Annotated in this window: 18 protein-coding genes; 10 read left to right on the top strand and 8 right to left on the bottom strand. The window is 45.2% G+C overall.

Annotation, left to right across the window (positions count from 1 at the left end; genetic code table 11):
• Window positions 1–57 precede the first annotated feature (57 nt).
• Window positions 58–897 carry a MetQ/NlpA family ABC transporter substrate-binding protein gene (locus tag NST38_RS25155; protein ID WP_036673328.1) on the top strand — a complete coding sequence of 280 codons (840 nt, stop codon included), beginning with the start codon at window positions 58–60 and terminating at the stop codon, window positions 895–897.
• A 118-nt stretch (window positions 898–1015) separates the two neighbouring features.
• Here NST38_RS25155 and NST38_RS25150 read toward each other — a convergent pair whose 3' ends face one another.
• Window positions 1016–1978, bottom strand: a complete 963-nt coding sequence (locus NST38_RS25150; protein WP_341344103.1) for a DUF2167 domain-containing protein — start codon at window positions 1976–1978, stop codon at window positions 1016–1018.
• A gap of 212 nt (window positions 1979–2190) precedes the next feature.
• Between NST38_RS25150 and NST38_RS25145 the strand changes: the two genes are divergently transcribed.
• Window positions 2191–2970: an SDR family oxidoreductase gene (locus NST38_RS25145; protein WP_253503151.1), complete on the top strand. Its 780-nt coding sequence runs from the start codon at window positions 2191–2193 to the stop codon at window positions 2968–2970.
• Window positions 2971–3108: 138 nt separating this feature from the next.
• Here NST38_RS25145 and NST38_RS25140 read toward each other — a convergent pair whose 3' ends face one another.
• Window positions 3109–3354: a NifU family protein gene (locus NST38_RS25140; RefSeq protein WP_017692412.1), complete on the bottom strand. Its 246-nt coding sequence runs from the start codon at window positions 3352–3354 to the stop codon at window positions 3109–3111.
• Between the two features lie 78 nt (window positions 3355–3432).
• Between NST38_RS25140 and NST38_RS25135 the strand changes: the two genes are divergently transcribed.
• The gene (locus NST38_RS25135; RefSeq protein WP_341344102.1) at window positions 3433–3687 is read left to right on the top strand and encodes a YuzB family protein; all 255 of its coding nucleotides are present in this window, start codon (window positions 3433–3435) and stop codon (window positions 3685–3687) included.
• On the opposite strand, the gene NST38_RS25130 is transcribed toward NST38_RS25135, so the two are convergent.
• Both NST38_RS25130 and mqnE read right to left on the bottom strand, forming a co-directional pair.
• Window positions 3684–4745, bottom strand: coding sequence for an NAD(P)/FAD-dependent oxidoreductase (locus NST38_RS25130; RefSeq protein WP_036605751.1), 1062 nt, complete (start codon window positions 4743–4745; stop codon window positions 3684–3686). The two genes, NST38_RS25135 and NST38_RS25130, sit on opposite strands and share 4 nt — an antisense overlap.
• 234 nt (window positions 4746–4979) lie before the next feature.
• Window positions 4980–6086 carry an aminofutalosine synthase MqnE gene (gene mqnE, locus NST38_RS25125; protein WP_047841294.1) on the bottom strand — a complete coding sequence of 369 codons (1107 nt, stop codon included), beginning with the start codon at window positions 6084–6086 and terminating at the stop codon, window positions 4980–4982.
• 629 nt (window positions 6087–6715) lie between these two features.
• Between mqnE and NST38_RS25120 the strand changes: the two genes are divergently transcribed.
• The 6 genes from NST38_RS25120 (at window position 6716) to NST38_RS25095 (ending at window position 11076) form a co-directional block, all read left to right on the top strand.
• Window positions 6716–7072, top strand: coding sequence for a HesB/IscA family protein (locus NST38_RS25120; protein WP_036605753.1), 357 nt, complete (start codon window positions 6716–6718; stop codon window positions 7070–7072).
• A 223-nt stretch (window positions 7073–7295) separates the two neighbouring features.
• Window positions 7296–7937, top strand: a complete 642-nt coding sequence (locus NST38_RS25115) for an NAD(P)-dependent oxidoreductase (protein WP_341344101.1) — start codon at window positions 7296–7298, stop codon at window positions 7935–7937.
• A 254-nt stretch (window positions 7938–8191) separates the two neighbouring features.
• Complete coding sequence (locus NST38_RS25110) at window positions 8192–8587, top strand: hypothetical protein (protein ID WP_341344100.1); 396 nt, start codon at window positions 8192–8194, stop codon at window positions 8585–8587.
• Window positions 8588–8932: 345 nt separating this feature from the next.
• The gene (locus NST38_RS25105) at window positions 8933–9511 is read left to right on the top strand and encodes a hypothetical protein (protein ID WP_341344099.1); all 579 of its coding nucleotides are present in this window, start codon (window positions 8933–8935) and stop codon (window positions 9509–9511) included.
• A 151-nt stretch (window positions 9512–9662) separates the two neighbouring features.
• Window positions 9663–10541, top strand: coding sequence for an EamA family transporter RarD (rarD, locus tag NST38_RS25100; protein ID WP_340018462.1), 879 nt, complete (start codon window positions 9663–9665; stop codon window positions 10539–10541).
• Window positions 10542–10734: 193 nt separating this feature from the next.
• Window positions 10735–11076, top strand: coding sequence for a hypothetical protein (locus NST38_RS25095; protein WP_341344098.1), 342 nt, complete (start codon window positions 10735–10737; stop codon window positions 11074–11076).
• A 9-nt stretch (window positions 11077–11085) separates the two neighbouring features.
• Here the strand turns inward: NST38_RS25095 and NST38_RS25090 are convergent, their stop codons facing one another.
• From NST38_RS25090 to NST38_RS25080, 3 genes are all read right to left on the bottom strand, one after another.
• On the bottom strand, window positions 11086–11541 hold the full coding sequence (locus NST38_RS25090; RefSeq protein ID WP_341344097.1) for a hypothetical protein: 456 nt from the start codon (window positions 11539–11541) through the stop codon (window positions 11086–11088).
• 621 nt (window positions 11542–12162) lie between these two features.
• Entirely contained in the window at window positions 12163–13212 is a 1050-nt protein-coding gene (locus NST38_RS25085; RefSeq protein ID WP_036605759.1) for a glycoside hydrolase family 53 protein, read from the bottom strand.
• Window positions 13213–13559: 347 nt separating this feature from the next.
• The gene (locus NST38_RS25080) at window positions 13560–13787 is read right to left on the bottom strand and encodes a hypothetical protein (protein WP_017692425.1); all 228 of its coding nucleotides are present in this window, start codon (window positions 13785–13787) and stop codon (window positions 13560–13562) included.
• A gap of 248 nt (window positions 13788–14035) precedes the next feature.
• On the opposite strand from NST38_RS25080, the gene ppk1 reads away from it, so the two are divergent.
• Window positions 14036–16117 carry a polyphosphate kinase 1 gene (gene ppk1 / locus NST38_RS25075; protein WP_036605760.1) on the top strand — a complete coding sequence of 694 codons (2082 nt, stop codon included), beginning with the start codon at window positions 14036–14038 and terminating at the stop codon, window positions 16115–16117.
• Here the strand turns inward: ppk1 and NST38_RS25070 are convergent.
• The gene (locus NST38_RS25070; RefSeq protein WP_047841288.1) at window positions 16077–17606 is read right to left on the bottom strand and encodes a Ppx/GppA phosphatase family protein; all 1530 of its coding nucleotides are present in this window, start codon (window positions 17604–17606) and stop codon (window positions 16077–16079) included. The genes ppk1 and NST38_RS25070 overlap by 41 nt on opposite strands.
• Between the last annotated feature and the right edge of the window lie 17 nt (window positions 17607–17623).

Below are 17623 nucleotides of genomic sequence, written 5' to 3'. Positions count from 1 at the left end.
GGTTATGCAATAATGCGGATGCCACATGACAAAATGATTAGAGAAGGGGTTTTACACATGAAAAAATGGTCTTTTGCTCTACTTAGTCTTATGTTGATTGCGGTTCTCGCAGCTTGCGGAAACAACAAGGACGCCGATAGCGGCGCAGACAATTCAGCAGGTGCACCTCGTACAGTTGAATTGAAAGTTGGAGCTTCACCTACACCACATGCAGAGATTCTGGAAAGCATCAAGCCTGAACTGGAAGCACAAGGTATTCGTTTGCAAGTCGTTACGTTCAATGACTATGTACAACCCAATCAGCAACTTGCTGACAAAAAATTGGATGCAAACTTCTTCCAGCACCAACCTTATCTGGACACAGAGAATAAAGAACGTGGATTCAACCTCGTTTCTGTAACACCTGTTCATGTTGAACCTTTTGGCGGATACTCCAAAAAGATTAAGTCTTTGGATGAATTGGCAGACGGCGCAAAAGTAGCAATTCCAAATGACCCATCCAATGGTGGACGTGCACTGTTGTTACTTGCGAAGGAAGGCATTATCACGCTGAAAGACAACACAAATATCTCATCTACGATTCAAGACATCACAGCCAATCCGAAGAACCTGGATATCATTGAGCTGGATGCAGCCATGATGCCTCGTCAATTGGATGAAGCGGATCTGGTATTCATCAACGCTAACTATGCGCTCGAAGCGAACCTGAATCCGGCGAATGATGCTTTGCTGATCGAAGATCTGCAAGGTAACCCATACGCGAACATCCTCGTTTCCCGTGAGGACAACAAGGATGCAGATGCAATCCAAAAACTGGCTGCTGCTTTGCACTCCGAAGAAGTGAAAACATTCATCAAAGAACGTTATAAAGGTGCAGTTGAACCTGCAACTGAATAATTCACGATATGTATGATATGATGTGAAGCTATTAAGAACAAGCCGTATATCTCTTCTAAAGAGATATACGGCTTATTTTATGTTTCCTAATCTGTGCTGACGTGGGGATCAACATAAGTCAAAGTTTTTCCGGTTTATCAGCGTTGGATGGATGCCCAGATTGGCGGTAGTAGGATAATTCATTCTGATCAGCATACTGCTGTTCATCGGCTTCTTGCAGGTACGTCCTCTCGGAGGGAGAGAGTTTCTCTTCTTCTCCGTGTGAGCTTTTGATTTTGTATCTGATCCAACCGATCAGCCCAAGGAGGACAACCAAGATCAAGGCCCATCCTTTTTTGAGCAAAAGAAGAGCACTGAATTTCTGGGAAGCTGTGTATCCGATCCCGCCCATCAGAAGACTGTTGAGCCCTATGGTGGATGTTTTGTCAGTCGAAGCATTGTACTCCTCGTAGGTATATCCTGCATTGATGCTAAGTTGATTAAGGACAGTTTCCTCGAATTCCTGGCGGCTTTGTTGAAAGTTGGCCGTATCTGTAACCAGAATGGCTGTGATGTACCCTTCGCGTGTCAGGAGTTTTACATTGTAATTGACCATGGCTTGCTGATCAGCATTCTTGAAACCAAGGGAGTAAACCAACTGATGTTTGGTACTGTCATATGCCGGTTCGATTTCCCACCCCGTTATGTACGTTCTATATTCAGGATCAAGTTCTCTGTTATCTTCTTCTGTGCCTCGGATATAACTGCTTAACAGCTCTTCGGCATTCAAATTTTGATCGTCATCATGGATATGACCTGTCTTCACGTACTCGAACACTACATACCACGAGCCGAATTCGCTATTGCTGGTTAGGCTTCCGATTTCATTCCCGTTAGGCTTTCCATCACTGTTAAGTATCGAGCGTTGGGTATTGGGCTTATCCAGATAGGAATGGCTTTCAGGGACTTCCAGCGTGGCCTTACCATCCAGAGAGACAGATGCTGGTCCAATAATCCAATCGTACTCATCAGGTGCTTGCTCATTCTCACTTGCCGCCGCTGATACCTGTAAGGCACTAAAGACTGTGAATAAACTCAACATTAAAAGTGTAAGAAATGCTATCCATCTTTTGTTCTTCATATTCATGTAGAGGTCCTTTCGGGTTATATCATCGACAGTACCATAGGTGTTTGTTTTCAATCAAGATATATTTGGAATTAAAGGTGGATAATCCCTTGTGGATAAGCGAGTTGTAGGAGGACGATAAATCTTTTATACTGGATAGTGACTGCTCTTTGAAGAGGGGGATGAACGTGAAGGGAAAGATTGCCCTCATAACGGGAAGTGCCAAAGGTCTTGGTAAAATGACGGCCCTCAGTCTGGCAGATCAAGGGTGTCATATTGCCCTCAACTATGTACACAGCAGAACAGAAGCTGAGGCTTTAAAGGCTCAGATTATAGCCAAGGGTGTGCGGTGCATTGCCATCCAGGCTGATATATCCAAGGTGGAAGATATCTCTTCATTGGTTGAGCAGGTGGAAGGTAAGCTGGGCAGCATTGATATTTTGGTGAATAACGCAGGTCCATTTGTCCGTGAACGACGATTATTTGCGGATTATTCTGAAGCTGAGGTCCAGATGCTTGTGCAGGGAAATCTGTTGGGACCGATGTTACTGGATCAGCGTGTATTGCCAGAGATGAGACGCAAGCAATGGGGACGCATTATCCATTTTGGCTTCAGTCATGCTGGAGAAGCGAGATCTTGGCCTCATCGTGCAGTATATGCTGCTGCCAAGGTAGGTCTGGTTTCGTTCACAAAGACACTCGCGGTTGAAGAAGCGCCGTATGGAATTACGGTTAACATGGTATGTCCAGGTGACATTCGTGGTGCGAACAAAGAGAAAACGATTGATGAGATGGCAGGCATCACCGACGAGGAAACGCCAAGAGGGCGCCCAGGCAGCGGTGAAGATATTGCACGAGTGATTACGTATCTGTGCCTTGATCATTCCGATTTTATAACAGGTAACATTATGGATGTATCTGGAGGACTTGATCCGATTCGTCCGACCATACAGCGCGAGGATACTTAAAAGGTGAATTGAAGGATTGTACGTGGAATCTGGTAAAAGGGACAGATGAAATGGACTCTCTGCATATGCACACAAAAAAAGAGCCCTCCGCTTCATGCGAAGCGAAAGGCTCTTGAGGTTTATTTCGTGAAGGATTGATTAGAATACTTGTACGACTTCTTGTACACCCTCAACTTCTTCGAGAAGGGCACGTTCAATCCCGGCTTTTAAGGTAATGGTGGAGCTTGGGCAACTGCCGCAGGCACCGACCAGTTTCAGCTTAATAATGCCGTCTTCCACGTCGACCAGTTCCACGTCACCGCCATCGCGTTGCAGAAACGGACGAAGTTTGTCAAGCACATCAATTACTTCATCATACATGGTGCTTTGTGCGTTTTCGCTCATTTTTTTCAACTCCTTTCCCCTATATTATATTACAATTGGCCACAAATTAAAATGGTCAAACAAAGAAGGTGAACCTACATGAGACCGATTATTGAATTTTGTGCCAATAATATGCATTTTGGCACAGATGAAGTCATGGATCAACTGGATGAAAATCCAGACTATGACGTGATTGAATACGGCTGCCTCACTAACTGCGGCCAATGTTCTATGACTCCTTATGCCCTGGTGGATGGCGAAGTGGTTACCACCGAGAAGGTGGAAGATTTATATAACGCCATATTGGCCAAAATTGCTGAAGCCGATGCTTGGAGCGAGCTGGATCTCGATTAACCGAGATGACGCTTGGACATCCAGAGCACACCACTTTTCAAAATACGAGGTACACGTCCCATCATGGACGTTTTGCCCATCAGCCCAAACCCAGACTTCTTGCCGAGTGCACCCAGTGTGCCACGAAGCTTGAGTGGATGTGGATTGGGCTTTTCGCCTTTCCAGAGGGCATGCTGAATATGGGCGATCTGCTCACCCTGTACTTCCGCAGCTTGACCGCTAGGTGCATAAGGTACACTGGCACAGTCACCAACGACATACACATCGGTATATTCCGGGATTTGGTAGTATTCATTCAAGACGACACGTCCTTGAGGGTCTTTGGTTACGTCCAGATCCTGTACCACTTTTACTGGCTGAATGCCTGCAGTCCATACGACAGCATCTGTTAGAATCTGTTCATCCCGGTTATAGATGGCATTAGGTTCAACGCGTGAAATGGCGATATGCCCGCGTGTCTCTACCTGATGTTCGTTGAACCATTCATGCACATACACGGATAGACGTTGCGGGAAAGCGGATAATACACGTTCACCACGATCCAAAATGCTGATGTTCAGATCCGGTCTGCTCTCACGAAGTTCGGCTGCTATCTCGACACCACTTAATCCGCCGCCTACGATATGCACATTGCCATAGGCTTTGACTTCATTAAGGCGCAGGTAGGTCTCGCGTGTTTTGCTAAAGCTCTGAATGGTACAGCTGTAGTCTTCGGCGCCTGGTGTGTTGTGGAAACGGTCTGTACAACCAAGTCCAATAACAAGTTTGTCGTACACAAGCGGGTCTTGGCCTTCAAATTCAATCTGACGCTGTTCCAGGTCAATCGAAGTAACTTCTCCATAACGGTAAGTGACTTTATCGCTCACTGGAAATTGGATACGCAGGTCATAATCAGATACGGTTCCTGCTGCGAGTGCGTAATATTCTGTCTTTAATCCCTGAAAGGGGCTGCGGTCCACCAAAATAATTTGTGTATCGGATGGAATTTTACCCTCCAGAAGTTCCTTGATGATGGTGAGGCCGCCATAACCGCCTCCAAGAATGACGAAATTTTTCATGACTCGGCTTCCTTTCTGCATCAGTCCCACTGAAATGGGGCTGTAAACTGTGGAGCAGCTATGCAATAACATAGCTGCTCCTTTTGTTATGATTTGAATAATTGAAAAGTAGACATTGAAAATTGAAGATATTATTCAGCAGTTTGCACCACTCGAATTCAAACGTCTCCCTATAATGAAAGCTGCGTTCTGGAGTGGTGCTGGTGCAATATTGGTTGTGAATGGAGTTATATCCTATTCGTACACTTGAATTTCATTGTAGAACGTATCACGTTCTACCGGAATACGTCCTGCACCTTTAATGAGCCATATGAGCTCTTTACGTGTAAGGCCTTCAGGTGTGAGTGCACCTGCCGCATGACTAATCCGTTCGCGAACGATTGTGCCGTGTGCATCCGAAGCACCAAATCCAAGAGCAACTTGAGCCAGCTGTGGACCGATGTTAATGAAGTATGCTTTGATATGATCGATGTTATCCAGCATCAGACGGCTGATCGCAATTGTTTTGAGATCCTCATAAGCCGAGTTACGACGCATAATGCTCGCGTTTTTACTTTTTGGCTGCATGGAAAGTGGGATAAAGACCATGAATCCGTTGGTCTCGTCTTGCAATTCACGGATCTGCACCATATGGTTGACGCGGTCCTCATAGGATTCAATCGATCCATACAGCATCGTTGTATGGGTACGCATGCCCAGGTTATGAGCAGTACGGTGCACCTCAAGATAACGATCGACGTTCGCTTTGTCTACACGCATTTTTTTGCGATATTCATCCGACAGAATCTCAGCGCCGCCACCAGTCAATGTTTTCAGACCTGCTTTTTGCAGCTCCTGCAGAACTTCCTTAATACTGAGTCCGCTGATGCGAGTGAAGAAATCGATCTCGGCTGCCGTGTAGGCTTTCAGCGTAACATCCGGATATTTCTCGTTTAAAGCACGCAGGGAATCGACATAATATTGAAAAGGAACATGGTTGTTATGTCCGCCTACGATATGAAACTCACGTACGCCTGGATGAATATGCTGTTCCACATAATCGATCATTTCCTGACCGGATAATGTATAGGAGCCTTCTTCACCCTGATCTTTACGGAAATTACAAAAAGCGCAGTGGGCTTCGCATACGTTCGTAAAATAAAGACTCATGTTTTCGATGAAGTATACTTTCTTACCATTTTTCCGCAAGTTGGCCTCATTGGCCAGCTGGCCCAAAGTTAGCAGATCATCTGTTTCATACAGATATACGCCGTCTTCTACGTTCAGCCTTACGCCGTTCTGCACTTTCTCAACGATTTCAGCCATTCTTTTGTCTGTGAACGGTGTTACCAATGTAGACATACTGTTTCCTCCTGTTCTTAACCGGATTTGAGTTGTGTGTAGGATCTGCATACAGAACTACATAGCAAAGATGCGGTCAACTGCCGCCTTCTTATATGGACTAACTCTTATTTACCCGGTGCAGCGTGTGCTGCGTACGTAAAGCTAATTTTTTCATTAAAGTGAGTCTTGTGACTCTATATGCATTGGGGACTGCGGACAGTCTCGAAATGTGAAAAAAATTACAACTCTATATATGATCGTCACCTGAATAAGTCATGGCAAAATATCGACATTTCAGTGCGACCACCTATTCATTATAAACCTCGTGTCGCGGGGGTTCAATACACTGGGAAGAAAAAGGAGTTCAGGGGGAACGCGGAAAGAGGCAAACATGACTTGAGACCCTTGACGGGGTGGAGTATAATTTAAAGAAGAGTTAATGAAAGGTAGTTCAAAAAGTCCGCTTTTGATTACGAAGGATGCCTAGCGGCATCTCAGCGTCGAATATGGGATTCAGCCGAAATGTCCGTTGCTCACGTAGTTTTGCCTACGCTCCGCTACTCCATTTCTATCTTCATCCCATCTTCTTGGTACTGAAAAGCGCCTTTTTGAACATGATTTTATATGAAAAAGGAGAGTGACCTGGCATGATTAACATCAGCGAAACGGCTGCTGACAGATTGAAAGAGATGCTTGCACAGCAAGAAACACCTGGTATGTTCCTGCGTCTTGGCGTAGCACCGGGCGGTTGCACCGGATTTTCGTACGCCATGGGCTTTGACGATAAAGAGTCCGATGAGGACCTGTATATGGATATTCAGAGTATGAAGGTTGTAGTCGAGAAGGAAAACCTGAAGTATCTGGATGGTCTCGAAATTGATTTTGAAGAGTCCGGTATGACGGGTGGGTTCACCATCCATAATCCTAACGCGGTAGCCACTTGTGGATGTGGATCTTCTTTCCGTACGAAGGAAGATGCGGGTGTGCCTGATAAGGATTGTTAAGAAACTGAGTTGTACAGCGGTTTCCCAATCTTGTTTTAAATAAGCAGTATGTAGTCCCTTTAATAGATAGCCTCTGAATTGTATCCGTTTTGCACGGGCATGATATCAGGGGCTTTTTTGCGTGTACTGATTGTGCATGGTTGACAAACTTAGTTGTAACAACTATAGTTACAATATAAAGTTCAAACATAAACAATATCGATAATTTAAAGGAGAGATCATGATGAACATTGCAATCATTGGTGCAACAGGTAAAGCAGGAAGTGTAATTTTGAAAGAAGCAGCAGACAGAGGGCATAAAGTAACGGCAATCGTTCGTAATGCATCCAAATTGGAAGATAAAAGCCTGAATACGCTGGAGAAAGATGTATTTGATCTTACAGCTGAAGATCTTAAAGCATTCGATGTGGTTGTAAATGCATTTGGTGCTCCAGCTGGTAAAGAAAACCTGCATGTGGAAGTAGGACAAGCGTTGATCAACATCCTGAAAGATGCACCAAACACTCGTCTGATCGTGGTGGGTGGAGCAGGAAGCCTGTTCACAGATGAGTCCAAAACATTGCGTGTCTTTGAATCCCCAGGATTCCCGGATGCTTACAAAGCAACTGCAACGAACCAAGGCCAAAACTTGCAGGATCTGCAAGCATCCTCAGGTATTCAATGGACGTTCCTGAGCCCGGCTGGATTCTTTAATCCAGAAGGTGCACGCACCGGCAAATATCAAGCAGGCAACGACGTTATTCTCGTGAATAGCGAAGGCAACAGCTACATCAGCTATGCAGACTATGCGATTGCTTTGGTTGATGAGATCGAAAATCCACAACACAAAAACGAGCGCTTTACCGTTGTTGGTGAAGTGAAGTAATACTTTTAAATGATAATATGGAACATACAAACGGACGCTGATCTCCACAGATCGGTGTCCGTTTTTTATGTTTTCGAAGAGGGAAGTTCTGCAATAATGTTAGACAGGTTAGATGATTATCGTTCAACTTCCAACTACTCCTTTGAATCTATGTTATATTATTCTAAAGATGGGAATGGAATGAGATTATGTGAAAACCATCTTCTCTTCATTGGAATTTCTGCTAGTTCAAAAGTATGAGGGAGTGAACAGTTGTGAAGATGTATTCTAATGGAGTTATACTATTGATCTTTGCGGTTTTTATGATTAGTGTATCGAGTGGTTCAGGGTTATCCCAATATACAAACGTTAAAAATACGATGAATCAATTTCACATCACTTCTTTTTATCCGAAAAATAAGAATGGACAGACATATGGTTCTGCCGCATATGCGACTTCTCCGGAAACGGAACCTGATTTAATCTTGGCTACTGGTGTGGATGGTACAGACGGATATCTGCTGAAAAAAGACATGGATGGCGAGCAACCCAAAACACCTGAAGAAGCTATTGCGATACAGAACAGCAGATCACCAGATGGTCGTGATATTCCACTGTATGACAAGGATGGTGAAACCGTAATCGGTGTGTTTCGTGTTGGAGGAAAGTGAAAGGAACCAAAATAGGATCAAATGTGACGTTACCATACATAGACGATTCTTTTCTGAATGGCTTCCTACTACAGGATATGAACAGGTCGACGGAATGGAATTTGAAATTACTGGAGTTAAAGATGGACTGAATTTTGTTGAGTTATGGTTTGCTGTAAGAAAAATATCTTAGTTTTATTTCTTTTAGATTAGTCTTGAATAATAACTTAATAAAGACAAATGGAGCAAAGAATTGTGTCCGATTGGTTGCTTCTTTGTTCATTCACCTAACGGCCAGGGAAAATGCAACATTTTTCCTGTTAAACAGGTCAATAAAGATGTACCAATTAACATTATGAGAAGAAGGTGGAAAAACTGAAGCTTCGTATAATCACGTTAATTTTTTTTATATCTAGCGTGTTCTTTATCTCAAATGCACAAGATGTTAACGCTTTGTCATGTATTGAATCGGGAGGTCCCCAAGAACAGTTAGAAATATATGATGGAGCTGTATATGGTGAAGTAAAGCAAGTAAAGGTCGACTTGAAGCAAGAGGGATTTACGGGGACCAAAGAGAAAATTAGATATATTTTAGTGGAAGTTGAGAGGAGTTGGAATACTGAAGTTGACTCTCAACTAATTATCGCAACCAACTTCACATGGGGATTTGATTTCAAGGAAGGTAATAAATACTTAATATACTTTAGCGAAGTGGATGGTGAATTAAGTAGTAGTCCGTGCAGTTCAACCATCGAAATGAACAATATTAATCAAGCAACTGAACTATTCGGGGAAGGCTTTCCACCAAAACAACAAGTGAACGTAGAACACAAAATGTGGTTTATGTTTGAGCAAGATATTGATTTGTTTATCGTAGGTGTGGTCGTATTTGCGGCGATCTTTACCTTCATCATGAGAGTAAGAAAGAAAAAGCACAAAGCATAATTTGGTAGCGCTAAACGTGAAGCTTTTGCTCAAACAAAAAGTCATTTGAACTAGGCATGGATTCCTGTATGACCTATTACCCCCTTTACTTAAACGAGGATCGAGGCGTATAATCCGTTGAGATATCAGAGCAATAAGAGGGGATACAGTTATGAATAGTGGATTAATCAACGCGATCATTGCGTATATCATGTGGGGAGTTCTCCCGCTGTATTGGAAGTTGTTTGAAAATGTACCGGCAGGCGAGATTTTATCGCACCGGGTTGTCTGGTCATTTGTCTTTATGGGGATTTTCGTTGCCGTCCAACGTCGTTGGAGTGACATGAAGCGCATTCTGACCAGTCGTTCGACCCTGCTGTCCCTTACCGCGAGTGGGCTGCTAATTGCTATTAACTGGCTTATCTTCATTTGGGCGGTTAATAACGGTCATGTCGTTGAGACAAGTCTGGGCTATTATTTGAACCCGTTGCTGAACGTGTTACTGGCAGTTGTCTTCCTTCATGAAAAGCCAAACCGTGGACAGTGGCTCGCGATTGCCATCGCTGGTGTCGCGGTGCTTATCATCGCTATCGACTACGGGCGTTTCCCATGGGTTGCGATCTCGCTGGCCGTGTCATTTGGCTTGTACGGTCTGGCGAAGAAGAAGATTAAGCAAGATGCTTCTGTGGGCTTATTTTCGGAGACAGCTGTAGTTCTTCCCATCGCACTCGGCTACTGGATCTACTTGGCCATTGTGGGAAAAGCAACGGCATGGACGCTGCCTGCACCGATGTTCTTCGAACTGCTGCTTTCCGGCGTGGTGACGGCGTTGCCGCTGCTGTTCTTTGCACGGGCGGCTGCTCGAATGTCGTTGTCCACACTCGGCTTTGTACAGTATATTGGTCCGACAATCATGCTGATCCTGAGTGTGTTTGTGTTCAAGGAAACGGTCTCGCCAGTTCTGCTTGTTGGTTTCGCACTCATCTGGACAGCGCTCATCGTATACGCTGCCGCATCGATACGTGCTACGAGACTCGCTAAGGTAAGCTGAACAGAGGTATCTTAATCGTTATAAATGCCCTTTCTGCCAATGAGGTGGAGAGGGCAATTTTTTGTTTGTGGGGGAGCGATAGATCGATAAAAACTAAAAAGGAAGGCTGATCAAAGTTATGGTAAAATACAGGAGTAGTAATCAAAAATAGTAACCAAAAAGAGTAATAGAAAAACGAGGAGGCGACAGATATATGATGGTTAATAACCCTTACCGCAAACGGGATCCATTCTTTGTAAAGAAGGCTGTAGTTCAGATACTATTTCAGTTTGCAGTTTCAGCGATAATCGGTAGTATATATGGGTTCATGATGGTCAACGAGACGATAGGTGGATATATTAATAAACTATTACCGAGCACGGATGGTCCGGATCTTCATTTATATCTGCCCATTGTGGTTACGGTGTTCATCTACTCGTGTTTTATTCAGAAGAAACAACGGATTTTTCTTGAAAAAATCTCATTTAGTTTTCTCCATATTTTGGTTGCCCTGCTAGGCTGTATTTCTTCAGTTGTTGTGTTATTGGTGATCTAATCCAAATCCCTACGTATCTACACCATCAGCCCCATCGACTGCATCAATGACACCGACAGCGAGTGTTGTTACCGCAGCAGCAGCTAAAAGATTCTTGGCACCAAGCTTGACTCTGTCCTTATCTTCCTCTTTCATGCCCACAACAACATCTTTACCGCTGTTATATACATACTTGGCTGATATCGCTACACCTTTTGCAGTAGTGGTTACAGCACCTCCAATATCGGCAAGCCCCGCGTCTATGGCGGTATCATCTTTTCGAATTGCACCACTGGCAAGATCATATGTCCCGCTAGCGAGTTGTCCAACGGTTTTGCCTGTATTAATTGTGGCTTTCTCTACGCCGTTCCCGATTTCTTTGATAAAGGGGCTTCCCGCGATTTCACCAACAACCCTCACGCTGCCGCCCAACACTTTTCCGGTAACTTCCCCAGCTAACTGACCGAGCCCTTTTAAAAAACTCATCCTTATGCCTCCTCTCCAATTAGAAGTTGATCCTATGTGTTATCTCAATAAACTTATTATATTCATATGTAAGCCAAAAGAACATCAGTCTCCAGCCCGAGTGGTGTACTCCTCCTCGATTGAACGCGACACGCTTTAGAAGTGCCACAAGGAGCAGCAACGTAGTGGAGGGGGTGGAATCGATTCTGAAGAAGCGGAGCGTTCGCCTGAAAGCTTTCTGCAAGAAAGCTACATCGGAAGCATAGGCTATCCCCGATTTCCCCCTATAAAGGGAATTCATAAAAATCTGGGGATAACAGCGATCATAAGAACGATCCGCCTCCGGAACGCCCACCACGCTGCCCGCAAACACACAAAAGGCGCTAATCCCACAGGAAAGCGCCTTCCGCTCTTCATTACCCTAATCCATTTGCCTACACACGGTTTTAGAAGTGTCTCAAGGAGCAGCAACGCAGTGGAGGGGGCGGAATCGATTCTGAAGAAGCGGAGCGTTCGCCTTTGTATCCTAATTTCAACTTTTGAAAGTTGTTCAAGAAATTAGGATACAACAGCGATCATAAGAACGATCCGCCACCGGAACGCCACCACTGCTCCCATCCAAACTTCTAACCTCTCCGTGTTCTAGTCAATAAATCCTTCCATGACAACAGTTGGCATCATATTCGACTGCCAAGCGCCCTTACCATATCCACTGTTATAACCTGGTGTAGCCTGAGGCTCCCAGTAGAATACACCTTTACCTTTGCCATTTGGCAGATTGCGGATTTGGTTTTTCATCGCAGCAACAAAACTTTTACCAGCTGCAGCTTGGTTATTGTCCATGCCAATTTCGGAGATGATGATCTCTTTGCCATAACGGTTGATCATGTCCTTGGCGTTGTTTACCGTATTTGTCACAGCGGTGTTCCAGCCGGAAGCTGAAGGATAGAGGGACATGGCAATCATGTCAAAGTTAGCTCCGTTATTAATCAGACCACCGATGTTCCATACATAGAGGGCGTTATCATCTCCACCTGCCAGATGCACAATGGTTTTGGTGCCGCTGCTCAGGGATTTTACTGCGTTATGGCCTGTATTCACCAGCCACGCATAGTTTTTCATGTTGGTGGATGCTTTACCATCTTCCCATAACATGCCGTTGCTTGTTTCATTACCGATCTGTACCCAGTCAGGGGTAACGCCTTTGCTTTGCATCGCCGTCATAACTTCACGAGTGTGGTTCCATACCGCATCCATGAGCTGTTGGAACGTATAGTTTTTCCAGGCAGCAGGTTTGGTTTGCTGACCAGGGTCTGCCCAAGAATCGCTATAGTGCAGAGTGAGCATTACACTCATGCCAGCATTCTTGGCACGTTGTGCGAGTGCAGCCGCACGATCCTTATTCATGTAACCGTTCCCATAATCATTCGAAGGATTAACGAATACCCGAATGCGAACGGAATTGATTTGATAGTCTTTTTTCAAAATATCAATGATGTCGCGCTGTACGCCGTTTTTATCTTTCCATTTGTAGCCTTGGGCTTCCATTCCGGGAACCCAACTGATATCGGCTCCTTTGGCGAAACTTGGTGCTGCGCTGGCATGCTGACCTGCGGGCAACATGATGGAGGTGAATAACAAAACAAAAGCCAACATGATGGATGTCTTGAAACCCCTTACATTTTTGAACATTACAAGATGCCTCCTCGGATTTAGGTTGAGTTGCATCCTAATTATAGCCATCCTGGTTTTCTCTACTAAAGGGTCCATTTCCAATATTTTGGGTGTTTTCTCAACCTCTCTACAGAAAAAGAGAAAACAAAAAGCCGTCCGAAGACGGCTTTTCTACCCGTGGCGCTTTTTGAAACATTGATCCGTATCCCGCGCCTCCACCAGACTCTTTTAATTTGAGCTAGTGGATCGGGTAAGGGACACGTTCAACATGACATTAGAAATGTTGACGCACCTCCTTTCCTTGTGGCAAGAGTATACAACACCTTGTTTCGGAAAGCTAGTCTTTTTTACGTATTTACGAAAAATTATTTTTCAGTCTGGAACATCGTGATATCTCGTGCATAATGGCTCTTGGTTCCGTCATTGTTTCGGATGCGCACACTGTCTTCACTGATCCGCTCCACAATGCCACAACCGACCTCGCAATAGACGCCAGCCGGGTCTTCCTGCCATGCGCTTACCATACATTGGGATAGTGCAGCCGTGAAAAACTCTATATTTTTTTGTAACGTTCTAGGTTTGTTGGATTTCATTATATACTCCTTTAATCAACTATATTTGGAATGAGAACAAGCAACCGGACCAAATCACACTGTACTTCACTTTACTCTGTCTATTGACCTTTGTAAAGGGATGGAAAAAGTTGCGGCCATGAGGTATCATTTACATAAATTTTACGTAGCGTTTACACTGCGCTGACGCTTGATGTTGATTACGAATAGTACAATTATATGAGAACTTCTAACCAAGAATAGATATGCAACACATTCGGAGGCCATACATGCATAGAGACGTCAAAACAGGCAACTACGTTAATCGTGATTTGAGTTGGGTTGAATTTAATCGGCGCGTACTTCAGGAGGCCCAGGATCCAACAACGCCTCTGCTGGAACGCATGAGATTTCTCGGCATTGTCGCTAGTAATCTGGACGAGTTCGTCAGTGTAAGGGTGGCGGAGACAAAAGAGAAGATCAAGGCCGGATTCACGCAAAAAGATTTTACAGGATACACGCCATCGGGATTGTACCGCAGATTGATCAAACGAACCGGGACCATGGTCGCCGAACAGTATAAAACGTATCGTGAACTCATTCGTCTACTCGCCAAGAAAGGCGTGAACATTCAGGAATATACAGATCTTAATGTGACACAGCAGCGCGCAATGGACCAGTACTTTCATGAAATTATTTTTCCGGTACTCACACCGATGGCGATTGACCAGAGTCGTCCGTTCCCACTGGTACACAACAAGTCTGTCTATCTGTCCGTGATGTTACAGAAGGAAGGGGAGCAAGAGGGAGAGCCGTTTATGGCTATTGTTCAGGTACCTTCCAATCTGCCGCGGGTAGTTCAGGCTCCCATTCGGGCGAATAGCAAAAAGAAAACATTCATACTGATTGAAGATCTTATCAAACATCATATCCATACGCTCTTCAGCGGATATATCTCGCTTGCTGCACAGGAATTCCGAGTGACCCGTAATGCGGATCTGTTCATTAATGAAGAAGAAGCGGAAGATCTGCTTGAGGCTATTGAAAAAGAATTGCGCCGCAGACGCCGCGGGGCTCCTGTACGACTGGAAGTGTGCAAGGATTTTCGTCCGGATGCCTTATTGGAATTGCAGGATGAATTTGATATTCAGGACCCGGTATATGAAATTGATGGACCACTTGATCTGAGTTTTCTGGCGGGATTCGTAGACAGTCTGGAAAGTTTCTCACATCTGAAATACAGTCCGGTGAAGCCAGTCTACCCACTTGAGTTTCTGCCAAGAGAAAGTCATTTTGAGCTACTGCGCAAACGCGATGTACTGGTGCATCATCCGTACGAATCGTTTGAACCAGTCACTGATTTTATATTGGAGGCTTCGGAAGATCCAAGAGTTCTGGCCATCAAGATGACCTTATATCGGGTCAATGGCGATTCACGCCTTATTCCGGCACTTGCACTTGCCGCTGAGAGTGGTAAGCAGGTCACGGTGGTGGTGGAACTGAAAGCCCGGTTTGATGAAGAGCGCAACATTGCTTGGGCGCGTAAGCTGGAGAAAGCCGGTTGTCACGTGGTATATGGACTGGTTGGACTGAAGACCCATGCCAAAATCATTCTTGTTGTACGCAGGGAACAGCAGGGGCTGAGACGTTATGTTCATGTAGGAACCGGTAACTATAATGAGAGTACAGCCAAAGTTTATACGGACGTGGGACTGTTCACCTCTAATCCAATTATTGGGGAAGATGCATCCGAATTGTTCAATGAGATTACCGGATACTCCGGTCCGAAGGCATTGCAGGCGTTCCGTGTAGCTCCGGATGGTATGAAGGATGAGTTGTTTGCACTGATTCGTAGAGAAACAGAGCACGCGCTGAAAGGCAAACCTTCCAGAATCATTGCCAAGATCAACTCCTTATCCCATCAGGAAATGATTGATGAATTGTACGAGGCTTCTCAAGCCGGCGTGCAGATCGATCTGATTGTACGTGGGGTATGTTGTCTGCGTCCGGGGGTAGAGGGGCTCAGTGAGAATATTCGGGTCATTAGCATTGTGGATCGTTTTCTGGAGCATTCACGGTTGTTTTATTTTGAAAATAGCGGCAACCCGGATGTATTCATCTCCAGTGCAGACTGGATGACACGTAATCTGAATCGAAGAATTGAACTCATGTGTCCCGTATTTGATCCAGAGCTGAAAAAGATGCTGGTCGATATTCTTAATCTGTCCCTTATGGATAATGTCAAAGCGAGACAACTTATGCCTGGTGGCAATTATGTATTTGTAGAAAATGAAAAGCCCCCGCTGAGAAGTCAGACGGAGGCCATGGGTATTATCCCTTGGAAGCCTGCTGAATGGAGTGCGTTAACGTAACTCCCCAGGCTTCCTTCAGATCCTTGACGGCCTCTTCCAGGCCATCAAGTTCCAGTAACGGCTCAGCTGTACAGGTGAATTGCACCTGCAGCGAGTCGTTTTCTTTTGTTGCTTTGATCGCAGCGATGCTCTCGGATCGATTGATGGCTTCAGCTACGCGCAGCAGAGAGCCTAAACGATGAGCATGCCGCTCATCCGAGTTTTTCAGAATGTCCCGGTGCTTATTCAGCAGTTGGGGCGTTCTTTTTTTGGGATGATAATCAGCTGCACTGGCACTTAGAATGGTCTCCCGATGAGAAAGTCCATAAATGCTTGAATTCATGATCCAATAGGCCGAGTGCTGTGTATAACGGAAATAGTTAATCTGTTTACCTGCCATGTGCAACATGGAGGATGCATACAGGATTCGGGCATCTGCTTGATCAGGAGGGGTACCTTGTAATGCTGTATACAGGGTAACCATATCCTGATGAATCCGTTGCAGACGTTTCTCTGGAATAGGTGGACCAAAATGGATAAAGTTGCGGATACTGTCCTTCAGCGCGTCTGGAACGACCGGCTGCCCTCCAGCCATGTAATCACGCAACAACCCGTCTCGTAGACCCGCGCCACTAACCACATAACGATCTCCCTGTATTATCTGGAAGACAGTTCGTAGGATCAGTACGCCGGGCACAATGATGTCAGCGCGATCTTTGGCGAGCCCAGGTACCTTTTTGCGCTGTGCCGAGGTGAGATGTGGTAAGGAGCGAGCGATGTTCTCCATCGCTTCCTCACTGATCTCATAATGATGGCTGACAGGCAAAGAATACTGGGTACGCTTCTGTTCCACTTTGGCGAGTGTACGCATTGTGCCGCCAAGTCCGATGAGTGGCAGACCAGGATGCTCACGAATCCAATCCTGTCCGCGGAGAGCCTCAGTGACTTCGTTGCATAATGCATTTGCATTTTCCTCGGTCCACTGATCTTCGCCCCCGTAACGGGCATGTGAATTCACTGCACCAATAGGGAGGGAGATGCTATGTAACCTTTTCCGATCCCGAAAGACCGTGATCTCTGTGCTGCCGCCTCCAATATCCACGACGTAACCGTCTGCCAGATCAATGGATTGAGTGACACCAAGGAACCCATAATAGGCCTCCCGATCTCCCGATACACATTCAATGGTAAGCCCCGTCTCTGTCTCCAGCCATTCGATAATCTCCAGGACATTGCTTGCATTACGAATAGCTGCGGTAGCTGCTGCGCGAATCAGTTTGGTCTGGTACGCTTCACAGGTCGCTTTGAATTGACTCAAGATGGTGATGGCTTTATCCAGAGAATGGCGCAGAATGGTTCCATCGGACTCAACAACGCTGCTTAGACGAGCGGCGTATTTGTCTTCATGAATGATGCGATAGGCTTCGTCCTGGTCCAGTTCATAGATAACTAGACGAATGGAGTTCGAGCCGATATCAATAATTCCTAAGGTTTCATTAGTACGTGTCATAAGCATCTCCTTCTACA

The sequence above is a fragment of the Paenibacillus sp. FSL H8-0104 genome (assembly GCF_038050215.1).
Lineage (GTDB): Bacteria > Bacillota > Bacilli > Paenibacillales > Paenibacillaceae > Paenibacillus > Paenibacillus amylolyticus.
This window is presented reverse-complemented; position numbering and strand designations above follow the sequence as displayed.